Source organism: gamma proteobacterium symbiont of Lampromicra miyakona, assembly GCF_059730895.1.
In genome coordinates, this window is record NZ_AP035932.1 from 3,418,548 (window position 1) to 3,436,746 (window position 18,199).

General features: G+C 58.2%; 15 protein-coding genes. 9 read left to right on the forward strand and 6 right to left on the reverse strand.

Annotation, left to right across the window (positions count from 1 at the left end; all coding sequences use genetic code 11):
- The first annotated feature begins 24 nt into the window (after positions 1-24).
- Positions 25-372: a DUF4156 domain-containing protein gene (locus AC6I8P_RS16100; protein ID WP_021507764.1), complete on the forward strand. Its 348-nt coding sequence runs from the start codon at positions 25-27 to the stop codon at positions 370-372.
- 157 nt (positions 373-529) lie between these two features.
- On the opposite strand, the gene epmB is transcribed toward AC6I8P_RS16100, so the two are convergent.
- Positions 530-1,558, reverse strand: a complete 1,029-nt coding sequence (gene epmB / locus AC6I8P_RS16105; RefSeq protein WP_127833595.1) for an EF-P beta-lysylation protein EpmB — start codon at positions 1,556-1,558, stop codon at positions 530-532.
- 40 nt (positions 1,559-1,598) lie between these two features.
- Between epmB and efp the strand changes: the two genes are divergently transcribed.
- The 3 genes from efp to epmA all read left to right on the forward strand — a co-directional run bounded on the left by efp (position 1,599) and on the right by epmA (position 3,593).
- A complete protein-coding gene (gene efp, locus AC6I8P_RS16110) occupies positions 1,599-2,165 on the forward strand; it encodes an elongation factor P (protein WP_021507762.1) in 567 nt (188 codons plus the stop codon).
- 151 nt (positions 2,166-2,316) lie between these two features.
- Positions 2,317-2,451: an entericidin A/B family lipoprotein gene (locus tag AC6I8P_RS16115; RefSeq protein ID WP_031279745.1), complete on the forward strand. Its 135-nt coding sequence runs from the start codon at positions 2,317-2,319 to the stop codon at positions 2,449-2,451.
- A gap of 164 nt (positions 2,452-2,615) precedes the next feature.
- The gene (gene epmA / locus AC6I8P_RS16120) at positions 2,616-3,593 is read left to right on the forward strand and encodes an elongation factor P--(R)-beta-lysine ligase (RefSeq protein ID WP_021507760.1); all 978 of its coding nucleotides are present in this window, start codon (positions 2,616-2,618) and stop codon (positions 3,591-3,593) included.
- 64 nt (positions 3,594-3,657) lie between these two features.
- On the opposite strand, the gene degS is transcribed toward epmA, so the two are convergent.
- From degS to zapG, 3 genes are all read right to left on the reverse strand, one after another.
- A complete protein-coding gene (degS, locus tag AC6I8P_RS16125) occupies positions 3,658-4,731 on the reverse strand; it encodes an outer membrane-stress sensor serine endopeptidase DegS (protein WP_021507759.1) in 1,074 nt (357 codons plus the stop codon).
- A gap of 86 nt (positions 4,732-4,817) precedes the next feature.
- Positions 4,818-6,188, reverse strand: coding sequence for a serine endoprotease DegQ (gene degQ, locus AC6I8P_RS16130; RefSeq protein ID WP_031279744.1), 1,371 nt, complete (start codon positions 6,186-6,188; stop codon positions 4,818-4,820).
- A gap of 108 nt (positions 6,189-6,296) precedes the next feature.
- Positions 6,297-6,701: a Z-ring associated protein ZapG gene (gene zapG, locus AC6I8P_RS16135; RefSeq protein ID WP_021507757.1), complete on the reverse strand. Its 405-nt coding sequence runs from the start codon at positions 6,699-6,701 to the stop codon at positions 6,297-6,299.
- A 184-nt stretch (positions 6,702-6,885) separates the two neighbouring features.
- Between zapG and zapE the strand changes: the two genes are divergently transcribed.
- The 5 genes from zapE to sspB all read left to right on the forward strand — a co-directional run bounded on the left by zapE (position 6,886) and on the right by sspB (position 10,548).
- The gene (zapE, locus tag AC6I8P_RS16140; RefSeq protein ID WP_021507756.1) at positions 6,886-8,013 is read left to right on the forward strand and encodes a cell division protein ZapE; all 1,128 of its coding nucleotides are present in this window, start codon (positions 6,886-6,888) and stop codon (positions 8,011-8,013) included.
- A 238-nt stretch (positions 8,014-8,251) separates the two neighbouring features.
- On the forward strand, positions 8,252-8,680 hold the full coding sequence (rplM, locus tag AC6I8P_RS16145) for a 50S ribosomal protein L13 (RefSeq protein ID WP_021507755.1): 429 nt from the start codon (positions 8,252-8,254) through the stop codon (positions 8,678-8,680).
- 15 nt (positions 8,681-8,695) lie between these two features.
- A complete protein-coding gene (rpsI, locus tag AC6I8P_RS16150) occupies positions 8,696-9,088 on the forward strand; it encodes a 30S ribosomal protein S9 (RefSeq protein ID WP_021507754.1) in 393 nt (130 codons plus the stop codon).
- A 329-nt stretch (positions 9,089-9,417) separates the two neighbouring features.
- Complete coding sequence (sspA, locus tag AC6I8P_RS16155) at positions 9,418-10,059, forward strand: stringent starvation protein SspA (RefSeq protein WP_021507753.1); 642 nt, start codon at positions 9,418-9,420, stop codon at positions 10,057-10,059.
- Between the two features lie 3 nt (positions 10,060-10,062).
- On the forward strand, positions 10,063-10,548 hold the full coding sequence (gene sspB / locus AC6I8P_RS16160; protein WP_021507752.1) for a ClpXP protease specificity-enhancing factor: 486 nt from the start codon (positions 10,063-10,065) through the stop codon (positions 10,546-10,548).
- A gap of 111 nt (positions 10,549-10,659) precedes the next feature.
- On the opposite strand, the gene AC6I8P_RS16165 is transcribed toward sspB, so the two are convergent.
- Positions 10,660-12,414: a sulfite reductase subunit alpha gene (locus tag AC6I8P_RS16165; RefSeq protein ID WP_058770697.1), complete on the reverse strand. Its 1,755-nt coding sequence runs from the start codon at positions 12,412-12,414 to the stop codon at positions 10,660-10,662.
- A 53-nt stretch (positions 12,415-12,467) separates the two neighbouring features.
- Positions 12,468-17,999 (reverse strand): glutamate synthase-related protein, encoded by a 5,532-nt coding sequence (locus tag AC6I8P_RS16170; RefSeq protein WP_498030776.1) that lies wholly within the window; start codon positions 17,997-17,999, stop codon positions 12,468-12,470.
- Positions 18,000-18,199 lie beyond the last annotated feature (200 nt).

The following is an 18,199-nucleotide window of genomic DNA, read 5'->3' on the forward strand; positions in this document are numbered from 1 at the left end:
TGATGATAATAAATGGGGATTATAATGCGGATTAACCTCTCGCTCGGACTGGCAGTCGGTACCTTACTGCTGGCGGGCTGTAGCACCTCCAACCAACTGAGTGCCGCCGGCGAACGTGTCACCTTTGTTGATCAACAACCAGGCAGCCAATGTCAGCTGCTGGGCAATGTTACCGGCTCGCAGAGCAACTGGCTGACCGGCTCAGGCGGTGAAGGCAGTTCACTGCGCGGTGCGGCCAACGACCTGCGTAACCGCGCAGCGGAGATGGGCGGCAACGTGATTTATGGTGCCACCAGCCCGACGCAGAACCTGCTGTCTGCCTTTGCCCCGCTCGACAGCAAAATGTCGGGTCAGGTGTATAAGTGCCCGTAATGGCAGAGCAGCAATAAAAAAGCCGCGAGAGCGGCTTTTTTGTTGGCGTAACATAAACAATAGCGCGATGAATCGCGCCGCTTCGGCCCGCAGAAAGGGGGTAGTGCGAATTCAGCCGTCTGCACGAACGCGTAGTGGCGCAATTTATTGCGCCTGGTCACTCCTGACGCAGCTGCAGATCTAGCGGCGTTTTGCTCGGCTCACCACCAATTTCCCGCGCCAGCTTCGGCACCAAATAGCCCGATACCATAGTCAGCAGCTGCCGCACCAGCGCGCGCGCCTGCTCATCAGGCACAAAGAAGTGCGCCGCCCCCTGCACCTTATCCAGCACATGTAAATAGTAGGGCAGGATGCCGGCATCAAACAGCGCATTGCTGAGCTGTGCCAGGGTCTGCGCATCGTCATTAACGCCGCGCAGCAGCACGCTCTGGTTCAGCAGGGTGACGCCGGCGCGCTTCAGCCTCTGCATGCGTTCGCGCAGCGCCTCGTCAATCTCCTGCGCGTGGTTGATGTGGCTGACCAGCAGCACCTGCAGACGCGTATCCGCCAGCAGCTGGCATAGCCCTTCGGTAATGCGCGCCGGGATCACTACCGGCAGCCGGCTGTGAATGCGCAGGCGTTTCAGGTGCGGAATGTTTTCCAGCGCGCCAATCAGCCACGCCAGCTCCTGATCTTTCGCCATCAGCGGATCGCCGCCGGAGAAGATGATCTCGTCCAGCTCGGGATGGGCGGCAATGTAATCAATCGCCGCCTGCCAGTTGCGCTTGTTGCCCTGATTATCCTGATAGGGGAAATGCCGGCGGAAGCAGTAGCGGCAGTTCACCGCGCAGCCGCCCTTGACCAGCAGCAGCGCGCGGTTTCTATACTTATGCAGTAAGCCCGGCACCACGCTGCTCTGCTCATCGAGCGGATCGGTGCTGTAGCCCGGCGCATCGGTAAACTCCTGACGGCTGGTCAGCACCTGCAGCAGCAGCGGGTCCTGCGCATTGCCGCGCTGCATGCGCTGAATAAAGGCGCGCGGTACGCGCAGGGCGAACAGACGGCGTGCCTCGCTCCCGGCTGCCAGATCCGCGTGGTTTTCGAGGGCTAAAAGTTGCAGTAATTCAGCAGGATCGGTGACAACATCAGCAAGTTGCTGCAACCAATCTTCTCTGACGGGGGGATTTAGGGTTACAATGTGTGCCATTTTTTTGGCTATTACCAGTTAATATCTACAGAGGGCCTTTATGGCGACTTATCTTAGCAACGATTTTCGTGCCGGTCTTAAAATCATGTTCGAAGGCGAACCGTATGCCATCGAATCCAGTGAATTCGTTAAGCCGGGTAAAGGCCAGGCGTTTGCACGTGTTAAAATGCGTCGTCTGCTGACCGGTTCACGCGTTGAGAAAACCTTCAAGTCTACCGACTCCGCCGAAGGCGCAGACGTGCGTGACATGACGCTGCAGTACTCCTACAACGACGGTGACTTCTTCTACTTCATGCACCCGGAAACCTTCGAACAGTATCAGGTTGAAGCCAAGGTACTGGACGACGTGACCAAATGGCTGCAGGACAACGCCGAGTGTATCGTAACCCTGTGGAACGATAAACCGATCGCCGTTCAGCCACCGAACTTCATCGAAGCAGAAATCACCGAAACTGACCCAGGTCTGAAAGGTGATACTGCCGGTACCGGCGGCAAGCCAGCGACGCTGTCTACCGGCGCCGTGATCAAAGTGCCACTGTTCGTACAGATTGGCGAAGTGGTAAAAGTGGACACCCGCTCTGGCGAATACGTTTCCCGCGTAAAATAATCGTCAAATCAGGCGCATCATCGATGCGCCTTTTTTATTTCCGCGCTCTTCCCCGCACCGCGTCTTTTTTCAGCAGCTTAACCGCCATCATGGCGTATCCGGTCTATGCTTTAAAAGCTGTACTTTTACTGCAACCAACAAGGATATGGCTATGTTAAAGAAAAGTATTGTCGCGATTTTCTCGGTACTGGTGCTTTCCTCGCTGCTTTCAGCCTGTAACACCACGCGTGGTGTAGGCGAAGATGTTGAAGCGGGCGGTCAGGCAATTCAGCGCAGCGCGCAGTAACTAAAACCGGTGCGAAACCTGCTTTCGTACCGGCTTTCTCTTCCTCCTGTTGTCCTGCCAGCGCCTGTGATTTCTGAAACTGCCTGCCGCGACGGCGGTGCCGTTGTTTGCCGTCAGCAATACGGGTAGACTTCCTCCCCTTGTCTGTATAAGGAGTCATCACCATGAGCGAAACGGCAAGCTGGCAGCCGAGCGCACCCATTGCCAATTTGTTGAAACGCGCCGCCATCCTGGCGGAAATCCGGCGTTTCTTTGCCGATCGCGGCGTACTGGAAGTGGATACGCCTGCCATGAGCCAGGCGACGATCACCGACATCCACCTGGTGCCATTCCAGACGCGCTTTGTCGGACCTGGCGCGGCAGACGGGCGCGATCTGTGGCTGATGACCAGTCCGGAATATCACATGAAGCGCCTGCTGGCGGCGGGCAGCGGCCCGATTTATCAGATGGGGCGCTGCTTCCGTAATGAAGAGGCCGGGCGCCACCATAATCCGGAATTCACCATGCTGGAGTGGTATCGGCCGCACTACGACATGTATCGGCTGATGAACGAAGTCGACGACCTGTTGCAGCAGGTGCTGGAGTGCGACAGCGCCGAATCGCTATCGTATCAGCAGGCGTTTATCCGTCATCTGGAGATCGATCCGCTGTCGGCGGACAAGGCGCAGCTGCGCGAAGCGGCGGAAAAGCTGGGTGAGGGCGAGCTGGCGAATCGCGAAGACGATCGCGACACGCTGCTGCAGCTGCTGTTTATGCTGGGCGTGGAACCGAAAATTGGTCTCGATAAGCCGTGCTTCGTCTATCACTTCCCGGCCAGTCAGGCGGCGCTGGCGGAGATCAGTACCGAAGATCATCGCGTGGCAGAGCGTTTTGAGGTCTACTACAAAGGCGTGGAGCTGGCCAACGGTTTCCGCGAGCTGACCGACAGCCGCGAACAGCGTCAGCGCTTTGAGCAGGATAATCGCCGTCGCGCTGCGCGCGGTTTGCCACAGCATCCGATTGATACTTACCTGCTGGATGCGCTGGCGCACGGCATGCCGGCCTGTTCCGGCGTGGCGCTGGGCGTCGATCGCCTGATTATGCTGGCGCTGAAGGCCGATGCGCTCAGTGAGGTGATCGCTTTCCCGGTCGATCGCAGCTAGTTACGCCGCGGTTCTGCATACCCGGCCGCGGCTCAGCGATGGCGCTGTCCGCGGCCGGGTGCGTTTACGGCGAGGTATTATTGGCCGCTTCCGGAAACTCCTGGATGGTAACCGGCAGCGTCATCTTCTGCTCATTGCGCAGCACCTGCACATCAATCACCGATCCCGGGCGGATTTCCGCCACCTGGTCCATGGTCTCCTGCGCGGACAGCGCCGGCTTACCGTTCACCTGCAGCAGGACATCGTTGGCCTGAATGCCGGCGCGATCCGCCGGACCGCCCGGCGTCACTTCGCTGACGATAATGCCCTGCACCCGATCGAGGTTGCTGCCCTGACCGTGCAGCGGCGGCAGTTCGCGCCCGGTAATGCCAATATAACCGCGGATCACCCGGCCATCGCGAATCAGCTTATCCATAATTTTGGTCGCCAGCGCGGTCGGAATGGCAAAACCAATGCCTTCCGGAGTTTCGCCGTCGTTGCTTTTGTCGAAGGTCAGCGTGTTGATGCCCATCAGCTCGCCCAGCGAGTTAATCAGCGCGCCGCCGGAGTTCCCCTGGTTGATCGAGGCATCGGTTTGCAGGAAGTTCTGCCGACCGGAGGAGCTCAGACCGATGCGGCCGGTGGCGCTGATGATGCCCTGGGTGACCGTCTGGCCGAGGTTGTACGGGTTGCCAATCGCCATCACCACATCACCAATATGCGCGACACGTTTGGCGTTAATCGGGATTACCGGCAGATTAGAGGCGCTGATTTTTAACACCGCCAGATCGGTCATGGCGTCGGAGCCCACCAGCGTCGCTTCAAAAAAGCGTCCGTCCTGCAGCGCGACGATAATCTGGTCAGCGTTATTGATGACATGTTTGTTGGTGAGGATGTAGCCTTTCGCGTTCATGATGACGCCGGAACCGAGCGTGGTAATGCCGCGATTATTGTTACCGTGCGCGCTGCGGTTATAGACGTTGACCACCGCCGGCACAGCACGGCGCACGCCCTGATTGAAACTGAAAGGCGCTTCATCGGCGCTGCTGTCGTGATCAAAGGTGACGTTGCTGCCCATTCGCAGCGCCGGGATCGCGACAAGCAGTAAACCTGCCACGATCAGGCCCATCACCACAGAACGTAAAAGTTTAAGAAACATGGTGTTATTTCAGGCAAGAGTTGATCGCAGGGCAGAATAGCACGAGAAGGGCGGACAAACACCTGCTTGTCCGCCCGTTGCGAGGATTATCGCAGAAGCAGGTAAATACTCTCGTCGCCGCGCACCACGTTCAGCGCCAGTACCGGCGGTTTGCCCTCCAGCACTTTGCGCATCTCGGCGAGGCTCTGCACCCGCGTACGGTTAACGCCGACAATCACATCGTCTTTCTGCAGGCCAACCTGTTCTGCCGGCGTGCCTTTTTCGATGGTATCGACTTTGACCCCTTTATCGCCGGCTTTGGTATTGCCGTCACTGAGCGTGGCACCCTGCAGCGCTGGCGACATCAGCTGGGCGCTGGCGGTACTCTGCGCGCTCTGTTCCAGCGTTACGGTCACCGTCAGCGGTTTGCCATCGCGCAGCAGACCGATTTTCACCTGCTGGCCTGGCGGCGTGGTGCCGACTTTCACCCGCAGCTCGGCAAAGCTGGTAATTGGCTTATCGTTAATGGCGGTAATGATGTCGCCCGCTTTGATGCCCGCCTGTTCCGCCGCCGACTTCGGCAGCACTTCAGAGACAAATGCCCCGCGCTGCGCATCGACGTTAAACGCTTTCGCGATATCGGCGGTCATTTCTGTCCCTTTGATCCCGAGCTGACCGCGCTTCACTTCGCCGAACTGAATCAGCTGCTGCGCCAGATTCATCGCCATATTGCTGGGGATGGCAAAGCCAATACCAATGTTGCCGCCGCTCGACGCCAGAATGGCGGTGTTAATGCCGATCAGCTCGCCGTTGAGGTTCACCAGCGCGCCGCCGGAGTTGCCACGGTTGATGGCGGCATCGGTCTGAATAAAGTTCTCCAGCCCTTCCAGATTCAGCCCGCTGCGGCCCAGCGCCGAAATAATGCCGGACGTCGCCGTCTGGCCGAGGCCGAACGGGTTGCCGATCGCCACGGCGAAGTCACCCACTTTCAGCGCGTCAGAATCAGCAATTTTCACCTGCGTGAGGTTTTTTGCGCCTTCTACCTGAATCAGCGCGATGTCGGTTTGCTCGTCATGACCAATCAGCTTTGCGTCATATTCGTTGCCATCGCTCAGCTGCACGCTGATTTTATCCGCACCGTTTACCACGTGATTGTTGGTCAGGATGTAGCCTTTGGCCGCGTCGATGATGACGCCGGAACCCAGTCCTTCAAACGGCTGTGGCTGAGACTGCCCGGGCGCCTGGCCAAAGAAGCGCTTCAGCGGCTCGGGAATATCCTGGCCCTGCTGACCGCTGTCGGTGCCCTCGACATGCACGCTGACCACCGCCGGCAGCACTTTTTCCAGCATCGGTGCCAGGCTTGGCAGTGCTTGTCCCTGAATCTGTGCCGGCAACGTGGCCATGGCACCCGGCGTCGCCGCCAGACTCATCCCAATGCTCAAGGCTAATGCGCTTAACAGTCGTGCTGGTTTTTTCATTGCTATGACGCTCTCGCTGCGAAAAGGGGGATAAAAGAAGTGTGACAGTTATTGGTAATAAGCGTTCGGAAAACAAAAAGGGCACAGCCATGCTGTGCCCCAAAAGGATTAACTGCGGGTGGTGCGTTCGCCGCTGCGCAGCAGGCCTGATGCGCCTTCAGAGTAGTCGCGCGGGATCTGCACCGGCGCCTGGTCGTTATCGGCCTCGGCTTCCGTCAGCTGGTAAGCAAACGGGTTTTTCTCGCCCGGCAGATTTGGCAGCAGGTCATTCGACCCTTTCGCCATGTGCTGATACAGCTGGCGATAGTCGCGCGCCATGTTGTCCAGCAACTCTGCGCTGCGCGCAAAGTGGTTGGTGAGCTCTTCGCGGTAATCCGCCAGCTCCGCTTTGGATTTTTCCAGTTCGTACTGCATGCTGCGCTGCTCACGCAGCTTTTTGTTGCCAAAACGCATCGCTACCGCGCCGACAATAATGCCAATCACTAAACCAATCAGCCCGTATTCCCAGGTCATAATGACTCCCGTGTAATTTCCGTTGCTTCGTAGGGCATTGCTTCTGTTTCAACTTCAATAGTAGCCACTATACCCGTTAATCCATCGGAAGTGGAATCCTCGGGCTGTATCGCTTAGTGTAGAGCGGCCTAATTTTCGACAACCGACACGTGAATCGGACTTTTTCAGGGATTCTGAGAGAACCATGCAAACCTCATCTCCGCTTGCGCGCTATGAGCAGGCGCTGTCGCAGGGCGAGTTTCGTCCGGACGATGTACAACGTGACGCCATCACCCGTTTAGATCGCATTCAGCAAGGCCTGATTGCCCGCCAGCAGCCGCCGCAGCCAGCGTCTAAAGGGCTGTTTGGCCGCTTATCAAAGCTGATGAATAAAGCGCCGGAGAGCCATGAAGCGCCGGTGCGTGGCCTGTATATGTGGGGCGGCGTCGGACGCGGTAAAACCTGGGTAATGGATCTGTTTTTTCAGTCTATTCCTGGCGATCGCAAACTGCGTCTGCATTTCCATCGCTTCATGCTGCGCGTGCACGAAGAGTTAACGCAGCTGCAGGGCCACAGCGACCCGCTGCTGATTGTCGCTGACCGTTTCAAAGCGGAAACCGATATTCTCTGTTTCGACGAGTTTTTTGTCTCCGACATTACCGACGCAATGCTGCTTGGTACCCTGATGGAAGCGCTGTTTGCCCGCGGCATTACGCTGGTGGCGACCTCCAACATTCCGCCGGATGAGCTGTACCGCAACGGCCTGCAGCGGGCGCGTTTTCTGCCGGCTATCGAGCAGATCAAGCGCCACTGCGATGTGATGAATGTCGATGCCGGCATTGATTATCGCCTGCGCACCCTGACATCGGCCCATCTGTGGAATTTCCCGCTTAACGACGCAACGCACGCGGAGATGGAGCGCATGTTCAGCGCGCTGTCCGGTAAACCGCGCGGCGACGCGCCGGTGCTGGAGATTAACCATCGCCAGCTGCCGACGCTCGGCGTTCACGAAGGCGTACTGGCCATCAACTTCCTCGCGTTATGCGGTGAGGGGCGCAGCCAGCACGATTACATTGAGCTGTCGCGCCGCTTCCACAGCGTGCTGCTGTACGATGTGCCGGTGATGATTTACAAAACGGAAGACCAGGCGCGGCGGTTCCTCGCGCTGGTGGATGAGTTCTACGAGCGCCACGTCAAGCTGGTGGTGGCGGCAGAAACCTCGCTGTTTGAAATCTATCAGGGCACGCGGCTGAAATTCGAATATCAGCGCTGTCTGTCGCGCCTGCAGGAGATGCAGAGCGAGGAGTATCTTCGCCTGCCGCACCTGCCCTGAGGGGCAAACAGAAATCACCGCTTCGGGCGCAAAAAGAGTCGATCTTTAGATTCGACTTCTCTATAATCTTGCGACCCCACGTTACAGCACAGGCTTTCTTTTCCCGGAAAACTGTGTGATCCGGTAACTCTACCTGAGGGGGTGGGCTTGCTGGGCGAATTGGTCGTGTGAGCCTCAATCGTTAACTTAGCGTTTGGGATTTCACCAACGTGTAACTTTTATTTGGGTAAGCTTTTCAATGAAAACTTTTACAGCTAAACCAGAAACCGTACAGCGTGACTGGTATGTTGTTGACGCAACTGGCAAAACCCTGGGTCGCCTGGCGACTGAACTGGCGCGCCGTCTGCGTGGTAAGCACAAAGCGGAATACACTCCGCACGTTGATACCGGTGATTACATCATCGTTCTGAACGCTGACAAAGTTGCTGTAACCGGCAACAAGCGTAACGACAAGATTTATTATCACCACACTGGCCACATCGGTGGTATCAAGCAAGCGACCTTTGCAGAGATGATCGAACGCCGTCCTGAGCGTGTGATTGAAATCGCGGTTAAAGGCATGCTGCCAAAAGGCCCACTGGGTCGTGCTATGTACCGTAAACTGAAAGTTTACGCAGGTAACGAGCACAACCACGCGGCGCAGCAACCGCAAGTTCTTGACATTTAATCGGGATTATAGGCAATGGCTGAAACTCAAAACTACGGCACTGGTCGCCGCAAAAGCTCTGCCGCTCGCGTCTTTATCAAGCCGGGTAGCGGTAACATCGTAATTAACCAGCGCTCTCTGGAGCAGTACTTCGGTCGTGAGACTGCACGCATGGTCGTGCGTCAGCCGCTGGAGCTGGTTGATATGGTTGGTAAACTGGACCTGTACATCACCGTTAAAGGTGGTGGTATTTCTGGTCAGGCTGGTGCGATCCGTCACGGTATCACCCGCGCTCTGATGGAATACGACGAGTCTCTGCGTTCTGAACTGCGTAAAGCGGGCTTCGTTACCCGTGACGCGCGTCAGGTTGAACGTAAGAAAGTCGGTCTGCGTAAAGCACGCCGTCGTCCACAGTTCTCCAAGCGTTAATTGCTGGCTGCTTCGGCAGTTACAATTGGCTCAAAAAACCCGCTTCGGCGGGTTTTTTATTGCCTGAATCGCGGCTTTTTCAGCGCAAAAACGCGAGCTTTCCCCGCATTTTGCCCGCAAATGATTATCCCCGCCCCACAAGCTGCTTAAAATCTGGTAAACTGACTGACACTTTGCGCCCGCGAGTCGCGGCGTTGTGCATACTGCTCCTGTCGGGACGACCGGACAATGCCCGTAACGCCCGGCTGTGTGCGAATCTGATGAGCAGGTGAGTCGCCGCGTGGTTGGCTATTCGCAGTATTTTTTTGTGAACAAACTTGGAGGTTTTCATGGCTGTCGCTGCCAACAAACGTTCGGTAATGACGCTGTTTTCTGGTCCGACTGACATTTTCAGCCATCAGGTACGTATCGTGCTGGCTGAGAAGGGCGTCAGCGTGGAGATCGAGCAGGTTGAAACGGATAATCTGCCGCAGGATCTGATTGACCTCAACCCGTATCGCACTGTGCCAACGCTGGTCGACCGTGAACTGACGCTGTATGAATCCCGCATCATCATGGAATACCTCGATGAGCGTTTCCCGCATCCGCCACTGATGCCGGTTTATCCGGTCGCGCGCGGTGAAAGCCGTCTGATGATGCACCGCATTGAGCAGGACTGGTACAGCCTGATGCGTACCATTGAAACCAGCAGCGGTGCCGAAGCCGATGCCGCGCGCAAGCAACTGCGCGAAGAGCTGCTGGCCATTGCGCCGCTGTTCTCACGTACGCCGTTCTTTATGAGCGAAGAGTTCAGCCTGGTTGACTGCTATCTGGCGCCGCTGTTGTGGCGTCTGCCGCAGCTGGGTGTGGATCTGGCTGGCGCAGGTTCGAAAGAGCTGAAAGGCTACATGACGCGCGTATTTGAACGTGACTCCTTCCTCGCTTCTTTGACGGAAGCCGAACGTGAAATGCGCCTGCAAGCCCGGGGCTAATCTATGGAAATGTCGCAACTTACTGCCCGCCGTCCCTATCTGCTGCGGGCCTTTTATGAATGGCTGCTCGACAACCAGCTGACGCCGCATCTGGTGGTGGATATCAATCTGCCTGGCGTACAGGTGCCGCTGGAGTACGCACGTGACGGACAGATTGTCCTGAACATCGCGCCGCGCGCGGTGGGTAACCTTGAGCTTGCCAACGATCAGGTGCGCTTCAATGCGCGTTTCGGCGGCGTGCCGCGCCAGGTATCCGTGCCGATGGCTGCGGTGCTGGCGATTTACGCGCGCGAAAACGGCGCCGGCACCATGTTCGAACCGGAGCCTGCTTATGAGCTGTCCGGCGACGAGCAGGAAGGCGGCCAGGAAGAGACGCTGATGTCGGTGATTGATGGTGACCGTCCGGACGATGCGACGGATGACGACTCTTCACCGGATGATGAACCGCCGCCGCGCGGTGGACGTCCTTCACTGCGCGTAGTGAAGTAAATCGCGGAAAATAAAAAACGGGCTGATTAGCCCGTTTTTTTATGCCTGTGTCGCGGCGCGGCTTAGCGCGCAGCAGACCAAAGGGAGCGTAGCACTCCCTTTGTACCGATCTTAATAAACGTCGCGCAGATAACGCTTATCTTTCTTCAGCTGATCGATATAGGCTGCGGCACGCTCGCTGGAAAGACCACCGAACTGACGCACCACTTCATACAGCGCGGCATCGACATCCTTCGCCATGCGTGAGGCATCGCCACAGACGTAGAAGTAGGCGCCTTCCTGCAGCCAGGCGTACAGCTCAGCGCCTTTCTCCAGCATGCGGTTCTGCACGTAAATCTTCTCTTCCTGATCGCGGGAGAAGGCCAGGTCAAGATGCGTCAGCAGACCGCTCTGCTGCCAGCCCGCCAGCTCATCCGCGTAAATGTAATCATGTTCCTGATGCTGGTCGCCGAAGAACAGCCAGTTTTTACCTTCAGCACCGGTCGCCTGGCGCTCCTGCAGGAAGGCGCGGAACGGCGCGATGCCGGTACCCGGACCGACCATGATCAGCGGGGCGTTATTATTCGCCGGCACGCGGAACGCTTTGTTCGGCGAAATAAAGATCGCCGGCTTCTCTCCGCGACGCACGCGTTCAGCCAGATAGGTTGAGCACACGCCTTTACGCTCGCGGCCACCGCTGTGATAGCGCACGGAAGCGATGGTCAGATGCACCTGGTTAGGGTGCGCCTTCGAGCTGGACGAAATGGAGTAAGCACGGTGCTGCAGCGGACGCAGCATCGCCACCAGCTCCGGCACCGACAGATTACGCTTCAGCTCGAGCTGCAGCAGATCCAGCGTATCTTTGCCCCACAGCCAGTTGGCCAGCGTGTCTTTATCGTCGTGCTGCAGGACGTGCAGCAGCTCCTGGTTGGTGGTGTGCTGTCCGACCCACTCAATCAGCTTGCGCGACGGCTCAGAAATCTCAAACTGATAGGTCAGCAGATCGCCGAGGTTACGGTCAAAGCCCGGCACTGGGGTTTCGTAGTCGGCTTTCAGCTCGCTCAGCAGCAGGCTCACCAGCCCGGCATCGTTCACCGGGATCACGCCCAGCGCATCACCGGCTTCGTATTTCAGGCCGCTGTCGCTCAGGTCAAATTCGAAGTGACGGATATCTTTGGCGGACTGCTCGCCGGACAGACGCTTATTGGTCACCAGCGCCGCCGCGTATGGGTTTTGCTTGTTGCTGCCTGGGATTACCGGCGCTTCCGGCGCGCTCTCCAGCACCGTGCCGCTGCTGCCCGCGCTGGCGGCAAACTGTGGCATGGCGCTGCCAATCCACTCGCTGGAAGGCTCTTCGTAATCGATGTCGCAGTCGATGCGATCCACCACGCGTTTCGCCCCCAACTGCTCCAGGCGCATATCAATGAACTTACCGGCCTGGCAGAAACCGTCGTAGCCGGTATCGCCGATTGCCAGCACGGCAAAGTGCATCTGCTCCAGACGCGGCGCGGTGCTGGCTGAGATGGCCTGCCAGAACAGCTGTGCGTTGTCTGGCATTTCGCCTTCGCCGTAGGTGGAGGTGACGATCAGTACATGACGCATGGTGGCGAACACATCCAGATCCACTTCACCCAGTGCCTGCACTACCGGCACCAGGCCTTTAGCGCGCGCCGCCTTGGCTGCGGTCTGCGCCAGCGCTTCGGCGTTACCGGTCTGGGAACCAAACAGAATATGCAGTTGGGTGGTGGCGCTGGCGCCCGCTGCCGGTGCGGTCTGCTTGTCTTCTAATACCAGCAGGCGCGAGTGGAGACCGGCGAGAAACCCCGCCAGCCAGTATTTCTGTTCGCCGTTAAACGGCGCGTCTTCAGGAATGTAAGGAATCTTCATGGATATCAGTACTCAAACCGTTTTATCGTCATCAATCTTCTTTCGCAGCGCAATCAGGAGAGTTTCCCGACCGCGGCGGCAATCTCTGGCAGTGCGGCGCGTGCAAACAGCTCTTCAAAATCAGGCAGATGGCCCAGTACCTCACGATTGCAGGCGTCCTGATAAATGATCCAGCCATAGGTTGCCAGGCTGTCCATGGAGCGAATGTTACGCTGCGTCAGCGCGGCTTTGTAATCCGACATACGCTTGGCGGCGATCAGGCTTGCCAGCTCATCATCACTGTAGTTCTCAATGGCCGCACGGGCATGACGCTGCAGCTTGCTGACCAGCGCGAAATCTTCGGTCATCAGCAGGTTGCGAACCGCTTTCTCGACTGCCGCGTCTTCCACCGCTGTGCCTTTCGGCAGTTTGCCCAGCGCCAGCTGCTGCGCGAAGCTCAGAACAGTGTAGTTATTCAGCAGAACAAACATCTCCTGCGTATCGGTCGCGCCGTAGGCCGGTACCGCACCGTCGGCGATGGTTTTGCCCGCACGCCAGGCTGATTTGAACTTGGCAACCTGATGCGCGGCCAGCGACGTGGACAGCTCTTCCAGCAAATCCTTACGCGTTTTCGCTTTCAGGATTTCACCGCCGTCCTGATACAGCAGCAGCGAGCGCGGCATCACATAAACGAAGTGCTGACACTCGGTTTCCCAGTTCTCCAGCAGCCATGCCGCGCGCGGCGACTGGGTGGCTTCGAGGTGCCAGTGCAGCATGGTCAGCACTGCCTGCTTGTGCACCTGCGCCATTTCGTCTTCGTCAGCGATGGAGCCGAACAGCACCGAATCACCGGCGGCGTGCGCGGCCAGGGAACGGTACGGATCGTACTGATAGGCGAAGCCGCCGCTCATGCCGTTACCGAAACCTTTACCAAAGGTGCCGAGGTTAAGAATCGCGCCGTTAGTCATGTATTCACAGCAGAAGTCGCCGACGCCTTCCACCACCGCGGTGGCGCCTGAGTTACGCACGGCGAAACGGTCACCGGCCTGGCCCTGAACAAACAGACGACCGCCGGTCGCGCCGAACAGCGCAAAGTTACCAATCAGCACGTTGCCGTCGCTGTCCTGTGCGCCGCCGCCCGGTGACATCACCACCAGTTCGCCGCCACACTGACCTTTACCGACGCCATCGTTACAGGTGCCGTAATGCTTCATCTGCATGCCGTCGTTGCAGAACGCGCCAAATGACTGACCGGCTGATCCGCGGGTATTAATCTGCACTGTGCGCGGTGCCAGATATTTCCGGCCACGGTCATCCTGCAGTACCGCTGGCAGTGCGGCCAGCTGCTGCGCCGACAGCTCGTGGTTCAGCATGCGCTCAATATCGATCGCCAGCTGACCGCCAACGCTCTTGTTACGGTTGTTCAGCGTCACGCCGTTACCCAGCGTAATCTCGCGGCGGGCGGCATCAACCAGCTGCGCTTTCAGCTCTTCTACCCAGCCATCGTCCAGCTCGAAATCTTTTTCCAGATACACCGGCTGAGCGATCTTCTGCTCCGGCACCACGGTCAGCATGGCGCGCAGATCGAGTTTGCCCACTTCCAGCGGATGATCCATCAGGTGCAGCAGGTCAGAGCGGCCGCGCGCTTCACGCAGCGAACGCAGACCGAGGCGTGCGAGGAACTCACGCACTTCCTGCGCCACGTTGATGAAGTACTGCGCCAGCTGACGCGGATCGCCATCGAAGGCTTCAGCGTTAGTGGTGAGGCCTGCCGGGCATTTGACGTTACAGTTTTTCGCCATCACGCATTTCAGCATCATCAGCGCGGTGGTGCCGAACTCGAAGCTGTCGCCGCCGAGCAGGGCCGATTTGATCACGTCGCTGCCGGTCTGCTGTGCGCCGGAGCAGCGCAGCTGCACTTTGTCACGCAGCCCGTTCGCGCACAGCGCCTGGTGTACTTCGGCGATACCGATTTCCGCCACGCGCCCGGTGTATTTCAGGCTGGTGACCGACGCCGCGCCGGTGCCGCCGGTGTTACCGGCGACGTTGATGACGTCTGCGCCGGCTTTTGCCACGCCGACTGCGATAGTACCGATGCCTTCAGACGACACCAGTTTGACGATAACGCGTACGCGCGCCGCTTTACAGTCGTGGATCAGCTGCGCCAAATCCTCGATAGAATAAGTATCGTGATGCGGCGGCGGTGATACCAGCTCAACGCCCGGCGTACCGCCACGCGCGGCCGCAATCTCCACCGTCACTTTCGGTGCCGGCAGCTGACCGCCTTCGCCCGGTTTAGCGCCCTGGCCAATTTTGATCTCCAGCTCTTCCAGCATCGGGTCGGCCAGATAAGCCGCCCACACGCCGAAACGACCGGACGCCAGCTGTTTGATGCGCGATGCGCGAATGGTGCCGTGGCGTGAATAGTGTTCGCCACCTTCACCACAGTTACTCATTCCGCCCACCATATTGGTGCCGTGCGCTACCGCTTCGTGCGCCGGCGCGACCAGCGCGCCGTGGCTCATGGCGCCTGAGGCGAAGGTACGGGTGATTTCGTGCGCCGGCTGGATCTCTTCCAGCGGCAGCGAGGGCAGCGCGGTAAAGATTTTTGCCAGATAGTCTGCTGCCTGACCGTAAGCGGTAATGTACAACACGCCTTCAGTGATGCTGCTGCTTTCGATCTCATCGTTAAAGCGGGTTTTCAGCGCGCGTGACAGCGCGGCCAGACGCTCGCTCTCCGGCTTCAGGCCGGCAATAGCATCAATCAGACGCAGCTCAAACTGGTTGAGGCTGCCGTTCACCGCTTCGCAGCGCAGGCCGCGAATGGCGAAGCCGTTGTTGACCAGCGAGTAGCGGCCCAGCTTGCGGCCAAATTCGGCTTCGCTGTCCACGTGGGTCAGATCGCACGGCAGCGCGAGGATGTCACGCAGTGCCGCCGGACGACGCTTACGCTCAGCGTGCATCAGGCTGGAGAACTGACGGTAATCCGGCGTGATAGCAAAGCTGTCGATCACCGCATTCGGGATGCGCTCGAAGCTGCTGTCTTTAAACGACTCGGCTTTGATGCTGAACGCGTTGTCCAGCCTGGCCAGCGTCATCAGACGGATAAAGTTGTCCTCTTCGCGCGCTTTGTCGGCGAAACGAATCGGCTGCTCTGTCATATCAATAAAGGTACGTACTGCGATGGTGCCATACGAGTGGCCCGCACCCTCAGAACGTTCTTTGAACAGACCCAGCAGTGGTACTTCGGCTTCGCCCTGAATTTTCAGCGCGCTCTGGTGCCAGTCCACCGCCATCTGCGCGATGGCCGGGAAGCCCGCGCCGCCCACCGGGGTTTTGATATTCGGGAAATATTTCTTCAGCACCGGATCTTCGGTATCGAGGAAGTTCGGCTCGAAGAACTCACCGCAGCTGTAGCTCTCAACGGTACACAGGCCCACTTTGCCCATGGTTTTCATCAGCGCTTTTTCTGCCGCTTTGGCATAGCGTTTGAACGCTTTGTTGCCTTCTTCACCTTCACCAAACTTCTCTTCTGCACGCATCTGTACGCCCAGCGGATACACGGCAGAGGCGCCGAAGCCGAGCGTGGCGGCGATATGGTGTGAGGAGATGCTCTGGCCGCTCTCGACCACCAGTGACACATCCAGACGCAGGCCTTCCTGCACCAGACGCTGGTTGATGGCCGACACCATCAGCAGCATCGGAATGGCAGCATGAGTTGAAGAGATATGGCGATCGGTGATCACCGCGATGCCGCCCTGCTGACGGGCAAAATCCACCACCTGCTGCGCCAGGTTATCGATAGCGTTTTCCAGCGCTTTGGCGTTGGCGGCGCGGCTGACGATGTCTTTACCGATGACCGGCTCATACAGCATCTCGAAGCGTGCATACGGCGCCACTTTCTGCTCGCGCAGACGCAGCATGTCAAGGTGCGTCAGGATCGGGCTTGGCACGATGATCTGCTGGCCTTTACTGCGGCCGAGGTGCGGTTTAGCGCCGAGGGCCACGCGCAGCGTCATGCCGTCCGCTTCACGGATGGAGTCGAGCGGCGGGTTGGTGACCTGTGCAAAGCGCTGCGAGAAGTAGTGCGCCATGCCGCCTTCATGATCGGACAGGCCATTGATGGCGTTGCCGTAACCCATCGCGGAGATCTTCTCAGCGCCGGTTTGCAGCATCGGGTCCATCATGAATTTGAAGCTTTCCTGGTTGTAGTAGTAAGCCACAAAGCGCTGATAGGTTTTCAGGTCGCCGCGATAGCGCAGCGGTGAGCCGAGTTTCTCTGCCGGCACTTCCGGCAGTTGCTGCAGTTCAACGCGTGCCGCCTGCACCAGGGAGAGATAATCTTTTTCCGCCGCCAGCTTTTCCAGCGCCTGCACGGTGGTGTAAGAGCGTTTCTCTTTGTGATCGTAATAGAGCATGCCGCCAGCTTCGATACGGCCACGACGCAGCACGCTCTCCGGTGGGAAGGCGATCTGGCCGGCTTCTGACATCGCACCGATGTACTCAGCGGTTTCGACGGAGCGCAGCGGACGCAGGCCAAGACGGTCCAGCCGTGCGCCAATCACTTCGCCGTTACCGAAGATCAGTGCGGCGGGGCCGTCGTTCTTCTCTTCATACAGCGAGAAGTATTCCAGCATGGCGCGCACTTCAGCTGACAGCGAGGTATCGTTTTCCCACGCCGGCGGCATCATTGAAACCACGGCGTTGATCAGATCGAGGTTATCTTCCATCAGACGGCTGTGGATGCTCTGATCGAGACGCGAACTGTCAGACTGGCCTTTTGGCCGCACGATCTTTTTGCCGCGCGCCAGCATCAGTGCCGCTTCCGCGATGCGGTTTTTACGGTCCGTGTTCAGCTCACCGTTGTGCGCCATCAGACGGAACGGCTGCGCCATTGTGGTATGCGGATCGGTATTGGTGGAGAAGCGGGTATGGAAAAACAGTCCGCGCACCTGATGATCGGGATCGGTCAGATCTTTGAAGTAAGGAATTACTTCGTTGGAGTTCAGGCGGGCTTTGAACACCTGAGTGCGCGACGACAGCGACAGCGGATAAAGGCCGCCGAATTCGCTTTCGGTAAAGGCGCGTGCTTCGATGTCCAGCAGCGCACGGTAAATGTGGCGCTCGAAGTCGCTCTGCTCAGTAACGTCCTGCGGTGCGGCAAACACCCACTGCACGATCGGCAGCTGAAACTGCTGTGCGGCCGGGCGCGTGACGCTGTTGTCCAGCGGCATATCACGCTTCAGCAGCACCGGGAAGTTGTAAGCGGCCAGCGTCTCTTCAACCAGACGCTCTGCGTTCGCGCGCAGCGCCGCATCTTTTGGCACAAAGAAGTTGCCCACGCCAAAGCGGCCCGCTTCCAGCGCCTGACCGGTCAGCTTACGGAAGAAGTTCAGGGAGAGGTCAACGTTAACGCCTGCACCATCGCCCACACCCTCTGCAGACATCCCGCCACGGTGCGGTACCGTGCACAGGGCGCTATGCGCCATCTGCAGGATTTCATGAGTCTGCTCGCCGTCCTTGCGGGTAATGAAACCTACACCACAGCTGTCGCTTCCTGCTGATGGATCATACAAACCCCAGGGGTTAGGTTGTTGAGTGGACATTGAGGGTCTCCTTAAACTGCTTTAGACATTACCTGCATTATTTCAGGCACAGAGCGCTGCTGCGTGCTGTATCAATTTGTTTTCGCGCGCTTTAACGCGGACGTCGCAACGCCGGACAACGACAATCAAGGCACTGATTCACGTCCTTGATTGGCTGTCCATAAAATCCGGTCTCTAAGGGAGATAACTTGCATCCAGAG

What these genes read in the sequence shown, in the direction of transcription:
- AC6I8P_RS16100 (WP_021507764.1), top strand. Translation starts at nt 25, where the DNA reads ATGCGGATTAACCTCTCGCTCGGACTGGCAGTCGGTACCTTACTGCTG.
- epmB (WP_127833595.1), bottom strand. Translation starts at nt 1,558, where the DNA reads ATGGCACACATTGTAACCCTAAATCCCCCCGTCAGAGAAGATTGGTTG.
- efp (WP_021507762.1), top strand. Translation starts at nt 1,599, where the DNA reads ATGGCGACTTATCTTAGCAACGATTTTCGTGCCGGTCTTAAAATCATG.
- AC6I8P_RS16115 (WP_031279745.1), top strand. Translation starts at nt 2,317, where the DNA reads ATGTTAAAGAAAAGTATTGTCGCGATTTTCTCGGTACTGGTGCTTTCC.
- epmA (WP_021507760.1), top strand. Translation starts at nt 2,616, where the DNA reads ATGAGCGAAACGGCAAGCTGGCAGCCGAGCGCACCCATTGCCAATTTG.
- degS (WP_021507759.1), bottom strand. Translation starts at nt 4,731, where the DNA reads ATGTTTCTTAAACTTTTACGTTCTGTGGTGATGGGCCTGATCGTGGCA.
- degQ (WP_031279744.1), bottom strand. Translation starts at nt 6,188, where the DNA reads ATGAAAAAACCAGCACGACTGTTAAGCGCATTAGCCTTGAGCATTGGG.
- zapG (WP_021507757.1), bottom strand. Translation starts at nt 6,701, where the DNA reads ATGACCTGGGAATACGGGCTGATTGGTTTAGTGATTGGCATTATTGTC.
- zapE (WP_021507756.1), top strand. Translation starts at nt 6,886, where the DNA reads ATGCAAACCTCATCTCCGCTTGCGCGCTATGAGCAGGCGCTGTCGCAG.
- rplM (WP_021507755.1), top strand. Translation starts at nt 8,252, where the DNA reads ATGAAAACTTTTACAGCTAAACCAGAAACCGTACAGCGTGACTGGTAT.
- rpsI (WP_021507754.1), top strand. Translation starts at nt 8,696, where the DNA reads ATGGCTGAAACTCAAAACTACGGCACTGGTCGCCGCAAAAGCTCTGCC.
- sspA (WP_021507753.1), top strand. Translation starts at nt 9,418, where the DNA reads ATGGCTGTCGCTGCCAACAAACGTTCGGTAATGACGCTGTTTTCTGGT.
- sspB (WP_021507752.1), top strand. Translation starts at nt 10,063, where the DNA reads ATGGAAATGTCGCAACTTACTGCCCGCCGTCCCTATCTGCTGCGGGCC.
- AC6I8P_RS16165 (WP_058770697.1), bottom strand. Translation starts at nt 12,414, where the DNA reads ATGAAGATTCCTTACATTCCTGAAGACGCGCCGTTTAACGGCGAACAG.
- AC6I8P_RS16170 (WP_498030776.1), bottom strand. Translation starts at nt 17,999, where the DNA reads ATGTCCACTCAACAACCTAACCCCTGGGGTTTGTATGATCCATCAGCA.